The organism is Pseudomonas sp. FP597 (assembly GCF_030687435.1).
GTDB classification, from domain to species: domain Bacteria; phylum Pseudomonadota; class Gammaproteobacteria; order Pseudomonadales; family Pseudomonadaceae; genus Aquipseudomonas; species Aquipseudomonas lactucae.
Map to the genome: position 1 here is coordinate 3,936,815 of NZ_CP117432.1, position 17,021 is coordinate 3,953,835.

General features: G+C 62.1%; 17 protein-coding genes, 1 tRNA gene and 1 pseudogene. 7 read left to right on the forward strand and 12 right to left on the reverse strand.

The window, feature by feature from the left end:
- The first annotated feature begins 134 nt into the window (after nucleotides 1–134).
- Nucleotides 135–1,076, forward strand: a complete 942-nt coding sequence (locus PSH66_RS17840) for a cupin (RefSeq protein ID WP_305427353.1) — start codon at nucleotides 135–137, stop codon at nucleotides 1,074–1,076.
- A gap of 64 nt (nucleotides 1,077–1,140) precedes the next feature.
- Here PSH66_RS17840 and PSH66_RS17845 read toward each other — a convergent pair.
- Nucleotides 1,141–1,269 (reverse strand): annotated as a pseudogene (locus tag PSH66_RS17845) (LysR family transcriptional regulator); the annotation flags it as partial.
- Between the two features lie 176 nt (nucleotides 1,270–1,445).
- Nucleotides 1,446–1,536: transfer RNA gene (locus tag PSH66_RS17850), tRNA-Ser, on the reverse strand.
- Nucleotides 1,537–1,688: 152 nt separating this feature from the next.
- Here PSH66_RS17850 and PSH66_RS17855 point away from each other — a divergent pair.
- Entirely contained in the window at nucleotides 1,689–2,360 is a 672-nt protein-coding gene (locus tag PSH66_RS17855; protein WP_003174664.1) for a Bax inhibitor-1/YccA family protein, read from the forward strand.
- A gap of 81 nt (nucleotides 2,361–2,441) precedes the next feature.
- On the opposite strand, the gene murB is transcribed toward PSH66_RS17855, so the two are convergent.
- The 8 genes from murB to PSH66_RS17895 form a co-directional block, all read right to left on the reverse strand.
- A complete protein-coding gene (gene murB / locus PSH66_RS17860) occupies nucleotides 2,442–3,461 on the reverse strand; it encodes a UDP-N-acetylmuramate dehydrogenase (protein ID WP_003174665.1) in 1,020 nt (339 codons plus the stop codon).
- Nucleotides 3,458–3,922 carry a low molecular weight protein-tyrosine-phosphatase gene (locus PSH66_RS17865; RefSeq protein ID WP_003174666.1) on the reverse strand — a complete coding sequence of 155 codons (465 nt, stop codon included), beginning with the start codon at nucleotides 3,920–3,922 and terminating at the stop codon, nucleotides 3,458–3,460. Before PSH66_RS17865 ends, murB begins: the two co-directional genes overlap by 4 nt.
- The gene (gene kdsB, locus PSH66_RS17870) at nucleotides 3,922–4,686 is read right to left on the reverse strand and encodes a 3-deoxy-manno-octulosonate cytidylyltransferase (RefSeq protein ID WP_003174667.1); all 765 of its coding nucleotides are present in this window, start codon (nucleotides 4,684–4,686) and stop codon (nucleotides 3,922–3,924) included. Before kdsB ends, PSH66_RS17865 begins: the two co-directional genes overlap by 1 nt.
- On the reverse strand, nucleotides 4,683–4,868 hold the full coding sequence (locus tag PSH66_RS17875) for a Trm112 family protein (protein ID WP_003174668.1): 186 nt from the start codon (nucleotides 4,866–4,868) through the stop codon (nucleotides 4,683–4,685). Before PSH66_RS17875 ends, kdsB begins: the two co-directional genes overlap by 4 nt.
- Nucleotides 4,869–4,891: 23 nt before the next feature.
- On the reverse strand, nucleotides 4,892–5,902 hold the full coding sequence (gene lpxK, locus PSH66_RS17880) for a tetraacyldisaccharide 4'-kinase (RefSeq protein WP_141064397.1): 1,011 nt from the start codon (nucleotides 5,900–5,902) through the stop codon (nucleotides 4,892–4,894).
- Nucleotides 5,902–6,330 carry a biopolymer transporter ExbD gene (locus tag PSH66_RS17885; protein ID WP_078733666.1) on the reverse strand — a complete coding sequence of 143 codons (429 nt, stop codon included), beginning with the start codon at nucleotides 6,328–6,330 and terminating at the stop codon, nucleotides 5,902–5,904. The genes lpxK and PSH66_RS17885 overlap by 1 nt, the downstream gene beginning before the upstream one ends.
- Entirely contained in the window at nucleotides 6,327–6,962 is a 636-nt protein-coding gene (locus PSH66_RS17890; RefSeq protein WP_042944912.1) for a MotA/TolQ/ExbB proton channel family protein, read from the reverse strand. Before PSH66_RS17890 ends, PSH66_RS17885 begins: the two co-directional genes overlap by 4 nt.
- 65 nt (nucleotides 6,963–7,027) lie before the next feature.
- Nucleotides 7,028–9,253, reverse strand: a complete 2,226-nt coding sequence (locus PSH66_RS17895) for a DNA internalization-related competence protein ComEC/Rec2 (RefSeq protein ID WP_305427354.1) — start codon at nucleotides 9,251–9,253, stop codon at nucleotides 7,028–7,030.
- Nucleotides 9,254–9,388: 135 nt separating this feature from the next.
- Between PSH66_RS17895 and PSH66_RS17900 the strand changes: the two genes are divergently transcribed.
- Nucleotides 9,389–9,904 carry a DUF2062 domain-containing protein gene (locus tag PSH66_RS17900; RefSeq protein WP_078825180.1) on the forward strand — a complete coding sequence of 172 codons (516 nt, stop codon included), beginning with the start codon at nucleotides 9,389–9,391 and terminating at the stop codon, nucleotides 9,902–9,904.
- Nucleotides 9,905–9,907: 3 nt separating this feature from the next.
- Here the strand turns inward: PSH66_RS17900 and PSH66_RS17905 are convergent, their stop codons facing one another.
- Nucleotides 9,908–11,275 carry a sensor histidine kinase gene (locus PSH66_RS17905; protein ID WP_305427355.1) on the reverse strand — a complete coding sequence of 456 codons (1,368 nt, stop codon included), beginning with the start codon at nucleotides 11,273–11,275 and terminating at the stop codon, nucleotides 9,908–9,910.
- Entirely contained in the window at nucleotides 11,265–11,993 is a 729-nt protein-coding gene (locus PSH66_RS17910) for a response regulator transcription factor (protein WP_078825182.1), read from the reverse strand. The genes PSH66_RS17905 and PSH66_RS17910 overlap by 11 nt, the downstream gene beginning before the upstream one ends.
- Before the next feature lie 205 nt (nucleotides 11,994–12,198).
- Here PSH66_RS17910 and PSH66_RS17915 point away from each other — a divergent pair, with 205 nt between their 5' ends.
- From PSH66_RS17915 to PSH66_RS17930, 4 genes are all read left to right on the forward strand, one after another.
- Nucleotides 12,199–14,952: a response regulator gene (locus PSH66_RS17915; RefSeq protein ID WP_003174677.1), complete on the forward strand. Its 2,754-nt coding sequence runs from the start codon at nucleotides 12,199–12,201 to the stop codon at nucleotides 14,950–14,952.
- Nucleotides 14,953–15,070: 118 nt separating this feature from the next.
- Complete coding sequence (locus tag PSH66_RS17920; RefSeq protein ID WP_305427356.1) at nucleotides 15,071–16,060, forward strand: 2-hydroxyacid dehydrogenase; 990 nt, start codon at nucleotides 15,071–15,073, stop codon at nucleotides 16,058–16,060.
- Between the two features lie 71 nt (nucleotides 16,061–16,131).
- Entirely contained in the window at nucleotides 16,132–16,572 is a 441-nt protein-coding gene (locus tag PSH66_RS17925; RefSeq protein ID WP_078733673.1) for a hypothetical protein, read from the forward strand.
- Nucleotides 16,569–16,973 carry an META domain-containing protein gene (locus PSH66_RS17930; protein ID WP_305427357.1) on the forward strand — a complete coding sequence of 135 codons (405 nt, stop codon included), beginning with the start codon at nucleotides 16,569–16,571 and terminating at the stop codon, nucleotides 16,971–16,973. Before PSH66_RS17925 ends, PSH66_RS17930 begins: the two co-directional genes overlap by 4 nt.
- The last annotated feature ends 48 nt before the right edge of the window (nucleotides 16,974–17,021 follow it).

A 17,021-nucleotide genomic window follows, 5' to 3' on the forward strand; every position in this document is an offset into this window, starting at 1 on the left:
AATACCCCTTTACACATAAGTGATGTGCCGGTGCGGTTCTTCATAGCGCCCTACCAGACTCGTATATTGAATCCACCGTGGCATGCTGGCTCACGCAGCGTGCTGATGATGAGACCCCAAAACGAGACGTCATTATGAACAGTACAATTCAACCGCATTCAAACCTGAACGTAGCTGCACATGAGATCGATGCCGAATACTTCGAGTACAGCAAAGCGGCAAACCCGATCAGCGCGAACTTGATCACCCGCATTCCGTACCAGAGCTTCCCCGCTTCGCTCTATGATTCAGGCCCGTCTCGAACAGTTGCTCTCGACTTGAGCGAAAAACTACAGTGCGAAGGCCCAGCAACCGGCCCAGGTCTTTGCGCTAGTTTTATTCGACTGAACGCCGGCGATGACGTCACATTAGCGCCCAACGCGACCTCACAGGTTCTGTATGTAATCGATGGTAGCGGCAGCCTTTCGTACGGTGAAGAGGCGTTTGAATGGACCAAAGGTTGTTTTATCGCCCTGCCAGGGATGAACAGCACAACCCTGAAGGCGTCGGCGGACGCACGATTCTACTGGGTACATGATGAGCCTCTTCTTCGCTACTTAGGCGTGAGCAGAAGTGAAGACCGCTTCACCCCGACGCTGTACCCTGCGGATGTCGCATCGGCAAAGCTTCGTGAAGCCGCTGATGACCCACGTGCACAGGATCGCAGCCGCATCAGCATTCTGCTGGGTAACAGCAACTTCCCCCAGACACGCACAGTGACCCATGTGCTGTGGGCTATGTACGGCATCCTCCCCGCCGGCTCGATCCAAAAACCCCACCGGCACCAATCCATCGCACTGGACTTCATCATTGACTGCCCAACCGGGTGCTATTCGCTTGTCGGGACTGAACTGGACGAAAATGGCCATATTCGTCATCCAGAACGCGTAGATTGGACACCAGGGCTGGCGTTCGTCACACCACCTGGCTATTGGCATGCCCACTTCAACGAGTCGGATCGCGAGGCATTTCTGATCCCGATTCAGGATGCAGGTCTACAGACATATCTGCGATCACTGGATATTCGGTTCAGCTAAATGGACGCCCGGTATGGCTAGCTCATACCGGGAACCATCACCACACAGGCGGGTTGACCACGCGATCTTGCTCCAGGTCTTTGATGTAACGCGAGACCGTAGAAGCTTTGATTCCCAAACGCCCTGCGGCTTTGGAGAAGCTGTTCTCATTGGCAGCCTCTACGAAAGCGGTCAGTGCTGCTAGGTAGTCCAAGTGCGCCTCTCTGGTTTTCTGGTGTCGCCAGCCCGGCAATTCGGGGCATTTGAGCCCTGATTAAGAGTTGCGCAAACCGCCGGAAATGATGCGCAGACTACCTGGCGCTCAACGACAAGCGTAGAAAAATGCCAGAAACACAAAAGCCCCGCATTGCGGGGCTTTCGTTTGAATCTTGGCGGGAAACCAGGGATTCGAACCCTGGGAACGCTATTAACGTTCGCCGGTTTTCAAGACCGGTGCATTCAACCACTCTGCCAATTTCCCTTTTGCGTCACAGGATTATAGTAGGCCATCCTGTCTCAGCGGGCGCCATAATACCCGAATGAAACACACTGTCAAACTCTCGCCATAGCTTGTTACAGAGCGTCTGTTATGATCTTTGCGACTGAACGTTTCAAAACCGAAGGAGTGTCGCCATGCGCGAACAGAATTACGCAGTGAATGGCAACGCGCAGGCTGAGCAGCTTGAAGTCAGCCGCGTGTTGCGCAACACCTATGGCTTGCTCGCCCTTACCCTCGCCTTCAGCGGTGTAATGGCGTTCGTGGCGCAGCAGATGCGCGTCGGCTATCCGAATATCTTTGTCGTGCTGATCGGCTTCTATGGTCTGTTCTTCCTGACCAACAAGTTGCGCGACTCGGCCTGGGGCCTGGTGTCGGCGTTTGCCTTGACCGGTTTCATGGGCTTTATCCTCGGCCCGATCCTCAACCGTTACCTCGGCATGGCCGGCGGTGCGGAAGTGGTCAGTTCGGCGTTTGCCATGACGGCCCTGGTGTTCGGCGGCCTGTCGGCCTATGTGCTGATCACCCGTAAGGACATGAGCTTCCTGGGCGGCTTCATCACCGCAGGTTTCTTCGTGTTGCTGGCGGCGGTGGTTGCAGGCATGTTCTTCCAGATCAGCGGTCTGCAACTGGCGATCAGCGCAGGTTTTGTGCTGTTCTCCTCGGTGTGCATCCTGTTCCAGACCAGCGCCATCATCCATGGCGGCGAGCGCAACTACATCATGGCAACCGTCAGCCTGTATGTGTCGATCTACAACCTGTTTATCAGCCTGTTGCAGATCTTCGGCATCATGAGCCGCGACGACTGATTGCCAGCCGCATAAAAAATGCCCCGTATCGAAAGATGCGGGGCATTTTTTTACTTATCAAGAACATCAAGAGCCAGGCCGTCAGTACCGGTTGGGTTCCATTTCCAGCTCGACCTTGAAACGTTGGCGGATGTCCTGCTGGATGCGTTCGGCCAAGTGGGCAATGTCGTGCCCCGTGGCGTTGCCATAGTTGACCAGCACCAGCGCCTGCAACGTGTGCACACCCGCGTCACCGTCACGAAAGCCCTTCCAACCGGCCTTGTCGATCAGCCAGCCGGCAGCGAGCTTCATCTGCCCTTCCGCCTGGGGGTAGGCCACCAGATCCGGGTACTGCGCCTGCAGTTCTTCGGCCAAGGCTTTGGGTACCAGCGGGTTCTTGAAGAAGCTGCCGGCATTGCCCAGCACGGCCGGGTCCGGCAGTTTTTCGCTGCGGATACTACAGATTGCGCGGCTGACATCGCTCGGCGTCGCGTCAGTGATCCCCTGCCCCGCCAGACGCTGTTGCACCGGGCCATAGTCGAGCGTGAGGTGGCGGGTGCGGCTCAGGGCAAAGCGCACCCGCAGGATCAGCCAGCGCCCGGTTTCGTGCTTGAACAGGCTGTCACGGTAGGCGAAGTTGCATTCGTGCAGCGTGAAGTCGCGCAACTCACCGGTGTGGCGGTCCAGGGCGGTGAGGCCGGCGAATACATCCTTGATCTCCACGCCATAGGCGCCGATGTTCTGCATCGGAGCCGCGCCGACGGTGCCGGGGATCAGGCTGAGGTTTTCCAGGCCGCAAAAACCCTGCGCCAGGGTCCACAGTACAAACGGGTGCCAGGCCTCGCCGGCTTCGGCTTCGACCACCACCTGCATGCCATCATCGTGCAGCACACGGATGCCTTGGGTGGCCATCCGCAAGACCAACGCTGAAATGTCCTGGGTCAGCAGCAGATTGCTACCACCACCAATGACCAGCAGCGGCAGCGCCTGCGTCTCGGCATAGGCCAAGGCTTCGCGCACATCAGCATCGCTGTGGGCCTCGGCGAACAACCGGGCGCGCACATCGATGCCAAAACTGTTGAATGGCTTGAGCGATACCTGCGCAAGTACTTGCAAGGTCATAACCGCCCCTTCAATTCGATCACCAATAAATCACAGGCCCGTTCGATCAGGTCCAGAACGCGTTCGAAACCTTGTTCGCCTTCGTAGTAAGGATCCGGTACTTCGTCCACTTCGGCGTCATACCGGCGCAGGAACAGGTCCAGCTCAGCCTTGCCCTGCCCCGGCTGCAGCGCCTTGAGGTTGCGCAGGTTGCTGTGGTCCATGGCGAGGATCAGGTCATAGCGCGCAAAATCGGCACGGGAGACCTGCTGCGCACGTTGCGCCGACAAATCGTAACCGCGCACCAGCGCCGCACGTTGGCTGCGCTGGTCCGGCGGGTTACCGATATGCCATTCACCGGTGCCGGCCGAGGCCACCTCGACCTGACCGGCCAACCCCGCTTCGCGCAATTTATGGCGCAGTACGCCTTCGGCGGTGGGCGAGCGGCAGATATTGCCCAGGCAGACGAACAGGACCTCCATCAGGCCCCCAGCAGACGACGAACGCGGTCGAGGTCTTCCTGGGTGTCGACACCGGCAGGCGGTGCTTCCAGGGCATCCGCCACGTGGATGCGCACGCCATGCCACAAGGCCCGCAGTTGCTCCAGCGATTCGGTGTTTTCCAGCCAGCACGGGCCCCAGTTGACGAAGTCATGCAGGAAACCGGCGCGATAGGCGTAGATGCCGATATGGCGGCGATACGGCACGCCTTCCGGCAGCAGGTCGCGGTTGCGGGCGAAGGCGTCACGTGCCCACGGCAGGGTCGAACGACTGAAAGTCAGGGCCAGGCCGTTGACGTCGCTGACTACTTTAACCACGTTCGGGTTGAACAGCGTTTCAATGTCTTCAATCGGCTCAGCCAGGGTCGCCATGCGCGCCTCGTCATGGGCGGCCAGGTTGGCGGCCACCTGATCGATCACGCTCGGCGGAATCAGCGGTTCGTCACCTTGCACGTTGACCACGATGGCGTCGGGCGCCAGGCCAAGTTTCGCGGCCACTTCGGCCAGGCGGTCGGTGCCGGAATTATGGTCTTCACGGGTCAGTACCGCCTCGGCGCCGAAACCTTTGCAGGCTTCGATGATGCGCGGGTCATCGGTGGCTACCACCACGCGCTCGGCGCTGCTTTTGCAGGCCTGTTCCCACACCAGCTGGATCATCGGCTTGGTGCCGATCAGTTGCAGCGGCTTGCCCGGCAGGCGGGTCGACGCATAGCGCGAGGGAATGACAACGGTAAAGGCTGTGGTCATTTATCCAGGCGCTCATCGGTGGTCAGGGTGCGGGCTTCGCTTTCGAGCATCACCGGGATGCCGTCACGGATCGGATACGCCAGGCCGGCGCCTTTGCTGATCAGCTCGGTCTTATCGGCGCTGAGCTTGAGCGGGCCTTTGCAGATCGGGCAAGCGAGGATGTCGAGCAGTTTGGTGTCCATGAGGGTTTCCTGGAAAGAAGCGTTTAAGGCAAGAGTCGGTCGGGCAGCAGGCGCATCAGTTGCGTGTCGAACCAGGCGACGAACGCCGGCGACGGCAGCGCATCCACCGCAAGGTACCACCAGTCGGGCCGGGCAAAGGCGCGGCACTTCACCGCGTCCTTTTCAGTCATGACCAGTGGCAACGACGGGGTAAAATTCAAGACCTCGGCGCTGTAGGGCGCATGGTCGGCAAACGCATGGGGTATGGGTTGCCAGTGTAGCGTTTCAAGGGTGTTGAAGAAACGTTGCGGATTGCCGATACCGGCGACCGCATGCACCCGCTGGCCCGGAGCGAAGTGCTCGACGCAGCGGCGCTCGCCGGTCTGCAGGTTGATCAGCGCGCTGGGCTGCAGGCGAAAGGCAAAACCATCGTCGCGATCTGAGCCGGCGCCGTTATAAAGCAGCGCATCCACACTCTGCAAACGCTCCACCGGCTCGCGCAATGGCCCGGCCGGCAGGCAACGGCGGTTGCCCAGGCCACGGGCGGCATCGATCAGCACCAACTCCAGGTCGCGAGCCAGACGGTAGTGCTGCAGGCCGTCATCGGAAAGGATCAGGTCGAGCGGTTCGCTGGCCAGCAGCGCCTTGACCGCGCGGCTGCGGTCGGGGTCGATCATCAGAGGCACGCCGCAACGCTGCACGATCAGCAGAGGTTCATCCCCCGCCACCTCGGCGCTATGGCTGGCTTCGACACGCCACGGCAACTGCGGCGGCTTGGCGCCATAGCCCCGGCTGACCACGCCGACGCGCAAGCCCGTGCGCCGGCAGTGTTCGATCAACCACAGGATCAGCGGCGTCTTGCCGGTGCCGCCGACGGTGATATTGCCGACCACCACCACCGGCACCGGGGACTGATAAATATCGCCCTCGCCCGCCACGAATCGCGCACGTTTGCGCGCCACAACGCGGCGATACAGGGACTCCAGCGGCCGCAACAGCGCAAGTGCAGGATGGCCCTCGTACCAGGCCTTGAGCAAACGATCGGACATGGCCATCAGGGAGGGCTCGCCGCCTCGACCGTGCTCATGCGCAAGTGGCTGAAGCCCAGCTTGCCGGCCGCGTCCATCGCGGTGATCACGGCCTGGTGCTGGGTCTTGCCATCGGCACTGATGGACAGCGGCATCTTGGTATCGCCGCCGGACTCTTTTTCCAGGGCAACCATCAGGCTGGCGAGGTCGTTTTTCTCCAGTACCTGATTATTCACCGAGAACACACCGTCGGCGCTGATGGCGATGTCAATCTGCTTGACCTCCTGGTCTTCGGCCGGCGAACCGCTCACCGCTTCCGGCAGGTCGACACGCAGTTCGGTCTGCCGGGTGAAGGTGGTGGTGACGACAAAAAACAGCAGCAGGATAAACACCACGTCGATCAGCGACGCCAGGTTGATATCGACATTTTCCCGTTGCTTGCGGCGAAATTTCACGCGTTGCCCCCGACCAGGTCCACATCACGGTCGCCCTGCACCACTTCCACCAGCTTGATGGCTTCCTGCTCCATGCCGACCACCAGTTCATCGATGCGCCGTTGCAGGAAACGGTGGAAGAACACCGAAGGAATACCCACCATCAGGCCCGCCGCCGTGGTGATCAGCGCCTTGGAGATACCGCCCGCCAGCACCGCGGCGTTGGTGCTCATGCCCGAGCCCATGAACGAGCTGAAGATATCGATCATGCCCAGCACCGTCCCCAGCAAACCGAGCAGCGGGGCCATGGCGGCGATGGTGCCGAGGGCATTGATGTAGCGTTCCAGTTCATGGATAACCCGGGCGGCGGCCTCTTCGATGCACTCTTTCATGATCTCGCGACCATGCTTGGAGTTGGCCAGGCCCGCGGCAAGGATTTCACCCAGCGGCGAGTCGGCGCGCAGGGCCTTGAGTTTTTCCTTGTCCAGCTGCTTGTTCTTGATCCAGCCCCAGACCTGCCCCAGCAGATGCTCGGGGGTGACACGACTGGCGCGCAACGTCCACAGGCGTTCGGCAACAATGCCGAGTGCGGCGATGGAGCTCAAGATGATCGGCAACATCATCCAGCCACCGGATTTGACCAATTCCCACACAGTGAATGTCCCCTCGAAAAAGTGCGCCACTTTACCATATAGGTTCGGCAGCGGGGTTCGTCGGCCTAGGGTAACCGCTCGCGCCAGAAACGCCGTTGACTGCGCGCAACGATTGGGGGTGCAAACGCGCCCAGTTGCAAGCGAATGGCTCCCTGTTCGGCGCTGTCGTAAACGCGGCTGCCCAGCGCCTGGTAGCGCTGCAGCACTTGCGGATGAGGATGACCGAAGGCATTGCCACGGCCCCTGGAAATCAGCACCGATGCCGGGGCCAGTTGCTGCACGAAGGGCCAGGACGACGAACTGTGGCTGCCATGGTGCGGCGCTTGCAGCCAATCGGTGCGCACGGCCAGCGGTGAGGCGAGAAACGCCCGCTCGGCGGCGCGATCGATATCCCCGGTGAGCAGCAGCCGCTCGCCATTGGCCTGCACCTGCAATACGCAGGATTTCGGGTTGCCAGTGATAGCTTCAGGCCATTGCCACAATTCGAATTGCACACCGTCCCACACCCACCGCTCACCGCTGACACACGGCTGAGTCGCGAGAAAGGTCGGCAGCCCCTCGGTTTCTCCGCCCACCACCCGTTTGATCGACACCCCCCGAGCAACAGCGGCAGCGCCACCGGCATGATCGGCGTCCGCATGGCTAAGCAACATCATGTCCAGCGTCCCGACCCCGAGTTTCTTCAACGTCGGCAGCACCACCCGAGCGCCAAGGTCAACCGCTCCCGAGCGCGGGCCCGCATCGTAGAGCAAGGCATGATGACGGGTGCGCAGGATCAGCGCCTGGCCCTGCCCCACATCCAGCTGCTCCACCTCCACCCGCCCTTGGGGCACCGGCTCGCGCGGTGGAAACACCGCCAACAGCAGCATCGGCCAGCCCAACAGGCGAAACGGCACGCCTTTGGGCAACAGCAACAATATCGCGCCCGCCTGGCTCACGCACCAATACCCCAAGGGCACCTCGGCCGGTATCCAGGCGGGCACTTGCCCAGCGAGCCATGCCAATCCCTGGAACAAGCCATCCAGCGCGCCACCCGCCAGCCACACAATCCCCGCCCCCAGAAACGGCACCCACAGCAACGCCGTCCCCAGCAATGCCAGCGGCAACACCACCAGGCTGATCCACGGCACCGCAACCAGATTGGCCAGCGGTGCACTGACGCTGACAGGCAACCCCAACACCAGCAATACGGGAAACAGACCAATGGCAATCAACCACTGGGGACGGGTCCAGGCCTGCCAGGCACTCCAGGGGCCCAAGCGCCCGCCGAACGCCAGGACCAGCACGGCGACCGCCGCGAACGACAACCAGAACCCCGGCTGCAAACTGGCCAACGGCTCAAGCACAAGCACCCCATTGAGTGCCAGCAACAGCGGCCACCACAGCCCCAGATGACGAAAACGCAAACGCCACACCAACACCAGGCCCACCATCACGCAGGCGCGCTGCACCGGCACGCCGAACCCCGCCAGCAGGCCATAGCCCAGCGCGGCGGCAAACGCCAGGCCACAGGCCCAGGGTAACCACGGCCAGTACCGCGGCCAGCACCCATACCGCGCCAGCAGCGCGACCACCCCGTAGACCAACCCCGCCAGCAGCCCGATGTGCTGCCCGGAAATGACCAGCAGGTGCACGGTGCCGGTGGCCTGCAATACGTGCCAGTCATCGAAGGCCAATCCGGAACCATCGCCCAGCACCAGGGCGGCCAGCCCCGCCTCACGGCCCTGCGCATCCACCGCCATCAACCGCTGGCGAACGCTGTCGCGCCAGGCATTGCGCGCCGGCGTCAAACGCTCACCGTCCTTCACCGAGCCCGTCGCGCCGATGCGCTGGGCCAGCAGCCAGGCTTCCCGGTCAAAGCCATGGAAATTAAGCAGCCCGGAGGGTCGCTTGAGGGTCACTGCCAAACGCCAGCGCTCACCGCTGCGCACCGTCGGTCCGCCATGCCAGGACACTCGGATACGCTTGGGCAACCGCGCCTTGCGTGACCGGCTGTCGGACAGTTCAAAACGCACACTGTCACCGGTTTGCTGCGCCAGCCCACTGACACGCCCTTCCACCCAGCGCGTCTGGCCGTCGAGGGACGGTGCCAGGCGGTCATCGAGCGCCCCTTGCGCGCTGATGCATGCCCAGCTCAGCCCCAGCAGGAAAAACGCCAACGGGTACGTGCGAAACGGCAACAGCATCAGCGCCAGTACCAACAGGGCTATCAGCCAGCCGGTGGACGGCAGCGCCGGCAGCAACCCCAAAGTGAGCAGCCCCAGCGCAAGCGCAAACATCCCTGTTTTCATGGATCATCCCTTTCAAGTGATCCACTCAGTCTTAATCAGGGATTCGATGGCGCTTATGATGTTTTGTCACAAAGTCTGAATTTTCTGTTTATAGAATGCGCGCATACTTGCCCCTCGAACTGACCTGGACCCCTTATGCCCCGGCGCTTATTCAAACGGTACATGCCCGACCCCACCAGTATCAGGGAACACAAGTCATTACAGTTTCTTGGCACCTTGTTGCATGACCCGAACCTATGGCACCTCAATCGACACTCAGTGGCACGCGCCATGGCGGTGGGTTTGTTCGCGGCGTTTATCCCGATTCCGCTGCAGATGCTGCTGGCGGCAGTGCTGGCGATCACCGTGCGCGGCAATATGCCCATCGCCGTCAGCCTGGTGTGGCTGACCAACCCGATCACCATGCCGGTGGTGTTCGTGTGCACGTACTTGACCGGCGCCTGGTTGATGAACGTACCGCCACGCAGCCTGCCCGATGACCTGACCTGGGAATGGATCAGCGGCCAATTGAGTACGCTGTGGCAACCGTTCCTGCTGGGTTCGGTAGTGTTGGGGCTGGTGCTGGGCGCGCTGGCCTATTGCTTGACCATGGGCTACTGGCGCTGGTGGGTCGCGCACCAGTGGAAGAAACGCAAGCAGCGTCGCGGTTGAAACCTAGCGCGCCGGCAAACGCAGATGGACGCGCAAACCCTGGCCGGTATTTTCCGCCCACAGGCTGCCGTCCTGACGCTGCAAGGCATTGCGCGCGATGCTCAAGCCAAGGCCAAAGCCACCATCCCCCGGCCGGGACCCTTCGAGCCGGGTAAACGGCGCGAAAATCCGCTCCAGATCCTCGTCATCAATCCCCCCGCCCTGGTCTTCCAGCCATAGGTGCCAGTACTCGCCATCCCGCTGCCCATCGAGGCATACCACTGCGTCCTGCGGGGAATGGCGTATGGCGTTGCGCAGGATATTTTCCAGGGCCTGGGCCAAGGCATTCAAATTGCCGCGTACCCAACACTGCGCGCCCAACAAACACGGCAGGCGCGATACAGGCCAATCGCTTTCAAAGCACGCGTTCTCACGCAGCATGTCCCACAGGGCCAGAACCTGGATATCTTCCTTGGGCAGCGGCGTCCGCTCGGCATCCAGCCAGGCCAGTTGCAGGCTGTCGTCCACCAGGCGCTGCATGGCATCAATCTCGCGTCCCAGCCGTTCGCGCAGTTGCGCCAGGTTCTGCTCACTGTCGCAGGCCACTCGCAGACGGCTCAATGGTGTGCGCAGTTCATGGGACATGTCCCGCAGCAACTGCTGTTGCAACACCACCGTGCCCTGCAAGCGCTCGGACATATGATCGAAGGCCCGCCCCAGTTCGCCCAGCTCGTCCTGGCGGCTGGTGGCATCGTGGGACATGCGCGTATTCAACTGATCCGCGCGCCAGGCATTGGCCTGCTCGCGCAGTTGATTGAGCGGCATGATCAACAGCCGATAGAGGCCGATGCACAGCAACAGGGTAAACAGGCCGGGGATCACACCGTTGGTCAGCACCCGCCAGAACACCTGGTAACGCCCCGGCATAAAGCGTTGCGGCAATTCGATCACCAGCGAGCCAGCACCGGGGACGGCCGCAAACGGGATTTTCAACCACGGCAAGCCCTTTACATGACGGCTGACCGGCCAATCCAGGCCGCGCAGGAATGTCAGGCGCTGGCTTTCGGCGTCGGTCAGCGGGTAACTGCTCAACGATTGCAAGTCATTGCCGATCACGCCGATCCACGTGCTTTCGCGCTTGCCCGTCGCCTGCAGCCACGCATCGACGCCGGCACTGCCGTCACGGTTCCAGGCCTGCTCGGCACTCACGGCATACCCACTCAAGGTGATCCGGGCCTCGTCCGACAGGTAGGCATTCTTCTGCTCCATGTACCGGCCCCAAGACCAACTGAGCCAGATCATCAATAAACAGAAGGCGATCAACAGGCAGGCCAGTTTCCAGAATAACGAATGCTTGCCCGGCAACCGTTTCAGTGAAGTCTCAAAACCCATCGGCGTGCCCGCTCAGCACGTAGCCCTTGCCCCACACCGTACGCACTTCGAGCTCGCTGTAGCCGATGACCTTGAGCTTGCGGCGGATCTGGCTGATATGCATGTCCAGGCTGCGGTCATGGGGGGCATAGCCGCGTTGCAACACATGCTGGTACAGGAAGGCTTTGCTGAGGACTTCCTCCGCACTGCGATGCAGGGTTTCGAGCAGACGATATTCGCTGCGCGTCAGGCCGGCCGAATGTCCCAGGAAGGAGACGTCGCACACCTCATCATCGAACCGCAGAGTCCGCACATCGTCGCGCGCAGGGGCTCGTGCGGGCAACGGACGACGATCCAGCGCGACCCGGCGCAGGATGGCCTCGATGCGCACCCGCAGTTCGACCATGCTGAAGGGCTTGGGCAGGTAGTCATCGGCGCCCAGGCGAAACCCACTGACGCGGTCAGCTTCGGCGCCCAGGGCGGACATCAGAATCACCGGGATCGAATGGCTCTGGCGCAAATGGGTCAGGATCGACAAGCCATCCAGCCCCGGCAGCAGGATATCCATCAACACCACGTCAAATGCCTGGTCACGTGCCATTTGGAGGCCCTGCCGGCCGTTCCGGCACCAGGTGACCTGAAAGCCACAGCGCCCCAGATGCTCATGGACATAGGCGCCCAGCACGGGGTCATCTTCGATGGTCAGGATACTGGGTAGGCTAACTGCTGCGGGATTCATTAGCGTCTGCAAGTCATTCTCAATCGCTGATTATTCAAGATTACCCCGCCGCAGGCAATCGCCACTCGACGCCCAACGGCCCGAAGATTGCGGTATGTCATTAATTTGCAAGATTCCACCCCGTGCAAATGGCTACACTGCGCAGGTGGCGCGGGCCGGATGCCGGCGCAGACTATTGAAACCAGCGTGGTAGCAGGAGAGTGGCGTGCTTAGAAGAATGGGGATAAAAGGCCGCGTACTGTTGCTGACCTTATTGCCGACCAGCCTGATGGCGCTGCTGTTGGGGGGCTATTTCACCTGGATGCAGCTCTCTGAGCTGCAAGCCCAATTGCTGCAGCGCGGCGAAATGATCGCCGAGCAATTGGCGCCGCTGGTTGCGCCAGCGCTGAGCGGGCGCAACACCGAACTGCTGGAACGCATCGCCACGCAATCGCTGGAACAGCCGGATGTACGCACGGTGTCGTTCCTCGCGCCGGACCGCACTCCCCTCGCCCATGCTGGCCCGACCATGCTCAACCAGCCGCCCGTGGGCAACAGTTCGCATTTATTGCAACGCACCGGCAACGACGCCACCCGTTACCTGCTGCCGGTGTTTGGCCGTCACCGCAACCTGGCGGGCGACGTGATCCCCGATGAAGCGGACCGCCTGCTGGGCTGGGTCGAGGTGGAGCTGTCCCATAACGGCATGCTGCTGCGCGGCTATCGCAGTTTGTTCGCCAGCCTGCTGCTGGTTGCCCTTGGCCTGATCTGCACCGCCGCCCTCGCGCTGCGCATCAGCCGCACGATCAATGCGCCGATCGGGCAGATCAAGCAAGCCGTGGCCCAACTCAAGGACGGTAACCTGGAAACGCGTCTGCCACCCTTGGGCAGCCAGGAACTGGACCAGCTCGCCTCGGGCATCAACCGCATGGCCGAAACCCTGCAAAACGCCCAGGAAGAACTGCAGCACAGCATCGAACAGGCCACGGAGGACGTGCGCCAGAACCTGGAAACCATCGAAATCCAGAACATCGAACTGGACCTGGCGCGCAAGGAGGCCCTGGAGGCCAGCCGCATCAAGTCGGAATTCCTGGCCAACATGAGCCACGAAATCCGCACGCCGCTCAACGGCATTCTCGGTTTTACCCACCTGCTGCAAAAAAGCGAACTGACGCCGCGCCAGCTCGACTACCTGGGCACCATCGAGAAATCCGCCGACAACCTGCTGGGCATCATCAACGAAATCCTCGACTTCTCGAAGATCGAGGCCGGCAAGCTGGTGCTCGACAGCATCCCCTTCAACCTGCGTGATTTGCTGCAAGACACCCTGACCATCCTCGCCCCCGCCGCCCATGCCAAGCAGCTGGAACTGGTGAGCCTGGTCTACCGCGACACGCCGCTGTCACTGGTGGGCGACCCGTTGCGCCTCAAGCAGATCCTCACCAACCTGATCAGCAATGCGATCAAGTTCACCCGCGAAGGCACCATCGTGGCCCGCGCGATGATCGAGGACGAGCAGGAGGACAACGTGCAACTGCGCATCAGCGTGCAGGACACCGGCATCGGCCTGTCCAGCCAGGATGTGCGCGCCTTGTTCCAGGCGTTCAGCCAGGCCGACAACTCGTTGTCGCGCCAGCCCGGCGGCACGGGGCTGGGACTGGTGATCTCCAAGCGCCTGATCGAGCAGATGGGCGGCGAAATCGGCGTCGACAGCACACCGGGCGAAGGCTCGGAGTTCTGGATCAGCCTGAACCTGCCCAAGACCCGCGACGACGTCGAAGACCTGCCGTGCGCGCCGTTGCTGGGCCACCGTGTGGCGGTACTGGAAAACCATGAGCTGGCGCGCCAGGCCCTGCAACATCAACTGGAAGACTGCGGCCTGGAAGTCACGCCGTTCAATACCCTGGAAAACCTGACCAACGGCATCACCAGCGCCCATCAGACCGAGCAGGCCATCGACCTGGCGGTACTCGGCGTGACCGCCAACGACATACCGCCCGAGCGCCTCAACCAACACCTTTGGGACTTGGAACACCTGGGTTGCAAAGTGCTGGTGCTGTGCCCCACCACCGAACAGATGCTGTTCAACCAGTCAGTGCCCAACCCCAACAGCCAGTTGCAGGCCAAACCTGCGTGCACACGCAAACTGCGCCGAGCGTTGTCCGACCTGATCAGCCCACGCCCGTCGCGCAGTGAGCAGGGCGAACCCCTGGCCAGCCGTGCGCCTCGCGTATTGTGCGTGGACGACAACCCGGCGAACCTGTTGCTGGTGCAGACCTTGCTCGAAGACATGGGCGCCAAGGTGTATGCGGTCGAAAGCGGTTACGCCGCGGTCGACGCAGTGAAACTGGACACCTACGACCTGGTATTGATGGACGTGCAGATGCCCGGCATGGACGGTCGCCAGAGCACCGAGGCGATCCGCCAATGGGAAAGTGAGCGCCATGGCACGCCATTGCCGGTGGTGGCCCTGACCGCCCACGCCATGGCCAACGAAAAACGCGCCTTGCTGCAAAGCGGCATGGACGATTACCTGACCAAGCCCATCAGCGAGCGGCAGCTGGCCCAGGTGGTGCTGAAATGGACCGGGTTGGCCCTGCGCAATCAGGGGCCGGAGCGCTCAGTCGACGGCCTGCCCCCTGGCGTGCGTCTGCCAGTGCTGGACCACGAAGAGGGCCTGCGCCTGGCCGCGGGCAAGGCCGACCTGGCCGCCGACATGCTTGCCATGCTGCTGGCCTCGCTGGAGGCCGATCGCCAGGCCATTCATGTGGCGCGCGATGCCAATGACAACAACGCCTTGATCGAACGCGTCCACCGCTTGCACGGCGCCACCCGTTACTGCGGCGTGCCGCAACTGCGCGCCGCCTGCCAGCGTGCCGAAACCCTGCTCAAGCAGAACGACGCCAAGGCCATGAACGCCCTGGACGAACTGGACATGGCGATCGCACGGCTGGCCAGCGAGGCGCGGGTCAGCGCTTGATACCTATGAAACCGGTTTTTTGTGGTGAGCGAGCCGGCCTCGCGCGGGGCAAGCCCGCTTACCACAAAAAAAACCGCGCATAAGGGACTTCACCTAATCACTGCAGGGAGCTTTTTTGATGCGCGTCATTCTATTCAGCAGCCAGACCTACGACCGCGACAGTTTCCTCGGCGAACCCTTGCCGCCCGGCCTGGCGCTGCAATTCCAACCCGCCCGGCTGAACCTGGACACCGTGGCCCTGGCCGAGCACCACGAAGTGGTCTGCGCCTTTATCAACGACGATCTCAGCGCACCCGTGCTGGAACACCTGGCCCAGGGCGGCACCCGGCTGATCGCCCTGCGCTCGGCCGGTTATAACCATGTCGACCTGGCAGCCGCCAAGCGCCTGGGGCTAAGCATCGTGCGCGTACCTGCCTATTCACCGCATGCCGTGGCCGAACACGCGGTGGCCCTGATCCTCGCCCTCAACCGTCGTCTGCACCGCGCCTACAACCGCACCCGCGATGGCGACTTCAGCCTGCATGGCCTGACCGGTTTCGACCTGGTGGGCAAGACCGTCGGCGTGGTCGGCACCGGCCAGATCGGCGCGACCTTCGCCAAAATCATGGCCGGCTTCGGCTGCACATTGCTGGCCTGCGACCCCTTCCCCAACCCGCAAGTCCAGGCCCTGGGCGCACGCTACGTGAGCCTGGCCGAACTGCTGGCCGAGGCGCAGATCGTCAGCCTGCATTGCCCGCTCACCGCCGACAGCAAGCACTTGATCAACGCCCGTTCGCTGGCGCGGATGCAGCCCGGCGCAATGCTGATCAACACCGGCCGCGGCGGCCTGGTGGACACCCCGGCGTTGATCGAAGCGCTCAAGGACGGCCAACTCGGCTACCTGGGGCTGGATGTGTACGAGGAAGAAGCCCAGCTGTTTTTCGAAGACCGTTCGGACCTGCCCCTGCAGGACGACGTGCTGGCGCGTCTGCTGACCTTCCCCAACGTGATCATCACCGCGCACCAGGCGTTCCTCACCCGCGAGGCGCTGGCAGCGATTGCCGGCACTACTCTGGCCAACATTGCCGCATGGGCCGATGGCCGGGCGCAGAACCTCGTCGAAGGATGATCAGCGGTCACATACCAGGCTCATGATCAGCAGGCACCCGTGATAGGATGCCGCGCCTATTTGGAGGATCCATGGCCGAACACGATTTCCGCTTCAGCTTGCTGAGCCCGCAACACACCCTGATCGAATGCCGCGCCCTGGTGCCGGGCCGTTACCAGGTCACCGGCAACGGTGGCTCGATCAAGCATGGCGACGTACTGATCGTCACCCTGCGCGGCAGTAAAACCCTGTCGATGCGCCTGACCGTCGAAGGAGACGCGCGCTACTCCATCCGCCCGGCGGGCCAGTGGGTCGCCATGGCCCAGGGGCCAAAGTTCGGCGAGCTGGAGATCCACACCTGGAAGGTCAACTGCGACAGCTGCGACGCGGTGCTGGAGTTTGAATTCGCGGTGGAAACCAAGCTGACCAAAGAGCCCCTGCAACCGGCCGCCAATGCGCGCATCAAAGAATTGGGCTGGGCCAGCGAAGGCGACAAGCACCGCTGCCCGAAATGCCAGAAGGCCGCGAAATGAGACGCCTGCTGCTGCTCGCCGCCGTCGGTGCGGCCCTCAATGGTTGCGCCGGTGATGCGGTCAAGCTCAAGCAGGATCACAGCTACGTGGTGGAATGGATCGGTGAGCGGCCCTTGATGGATTACGCACACCTGACCGTCACGCTCGGCGCCGATGGTCGCGCCTATGGCAATGGCGGTTGCAACCACTGGTTTGCGCCGTACACCCTGGACGGCAACACGCTCAGCTTCGGCAAGTTGGGCAGCACCCGCAAGCTCTGCGGCGAAGCCTTGATGGAGCAGGAACAGCGCTTCTTCCAGGCCCTGCAAGGCGTGCAACGCTGGGACATCTCGCCGATCGAGCAGACGCGCTTCTGGCCGGCCGAGGGCAAGCCGATTCGCTTGTGGCCTGAAGAAGGCTGATTGCACCGCTCTGACGGTTGGTGAAATCCAAATGTGGGAGGGGGGGCA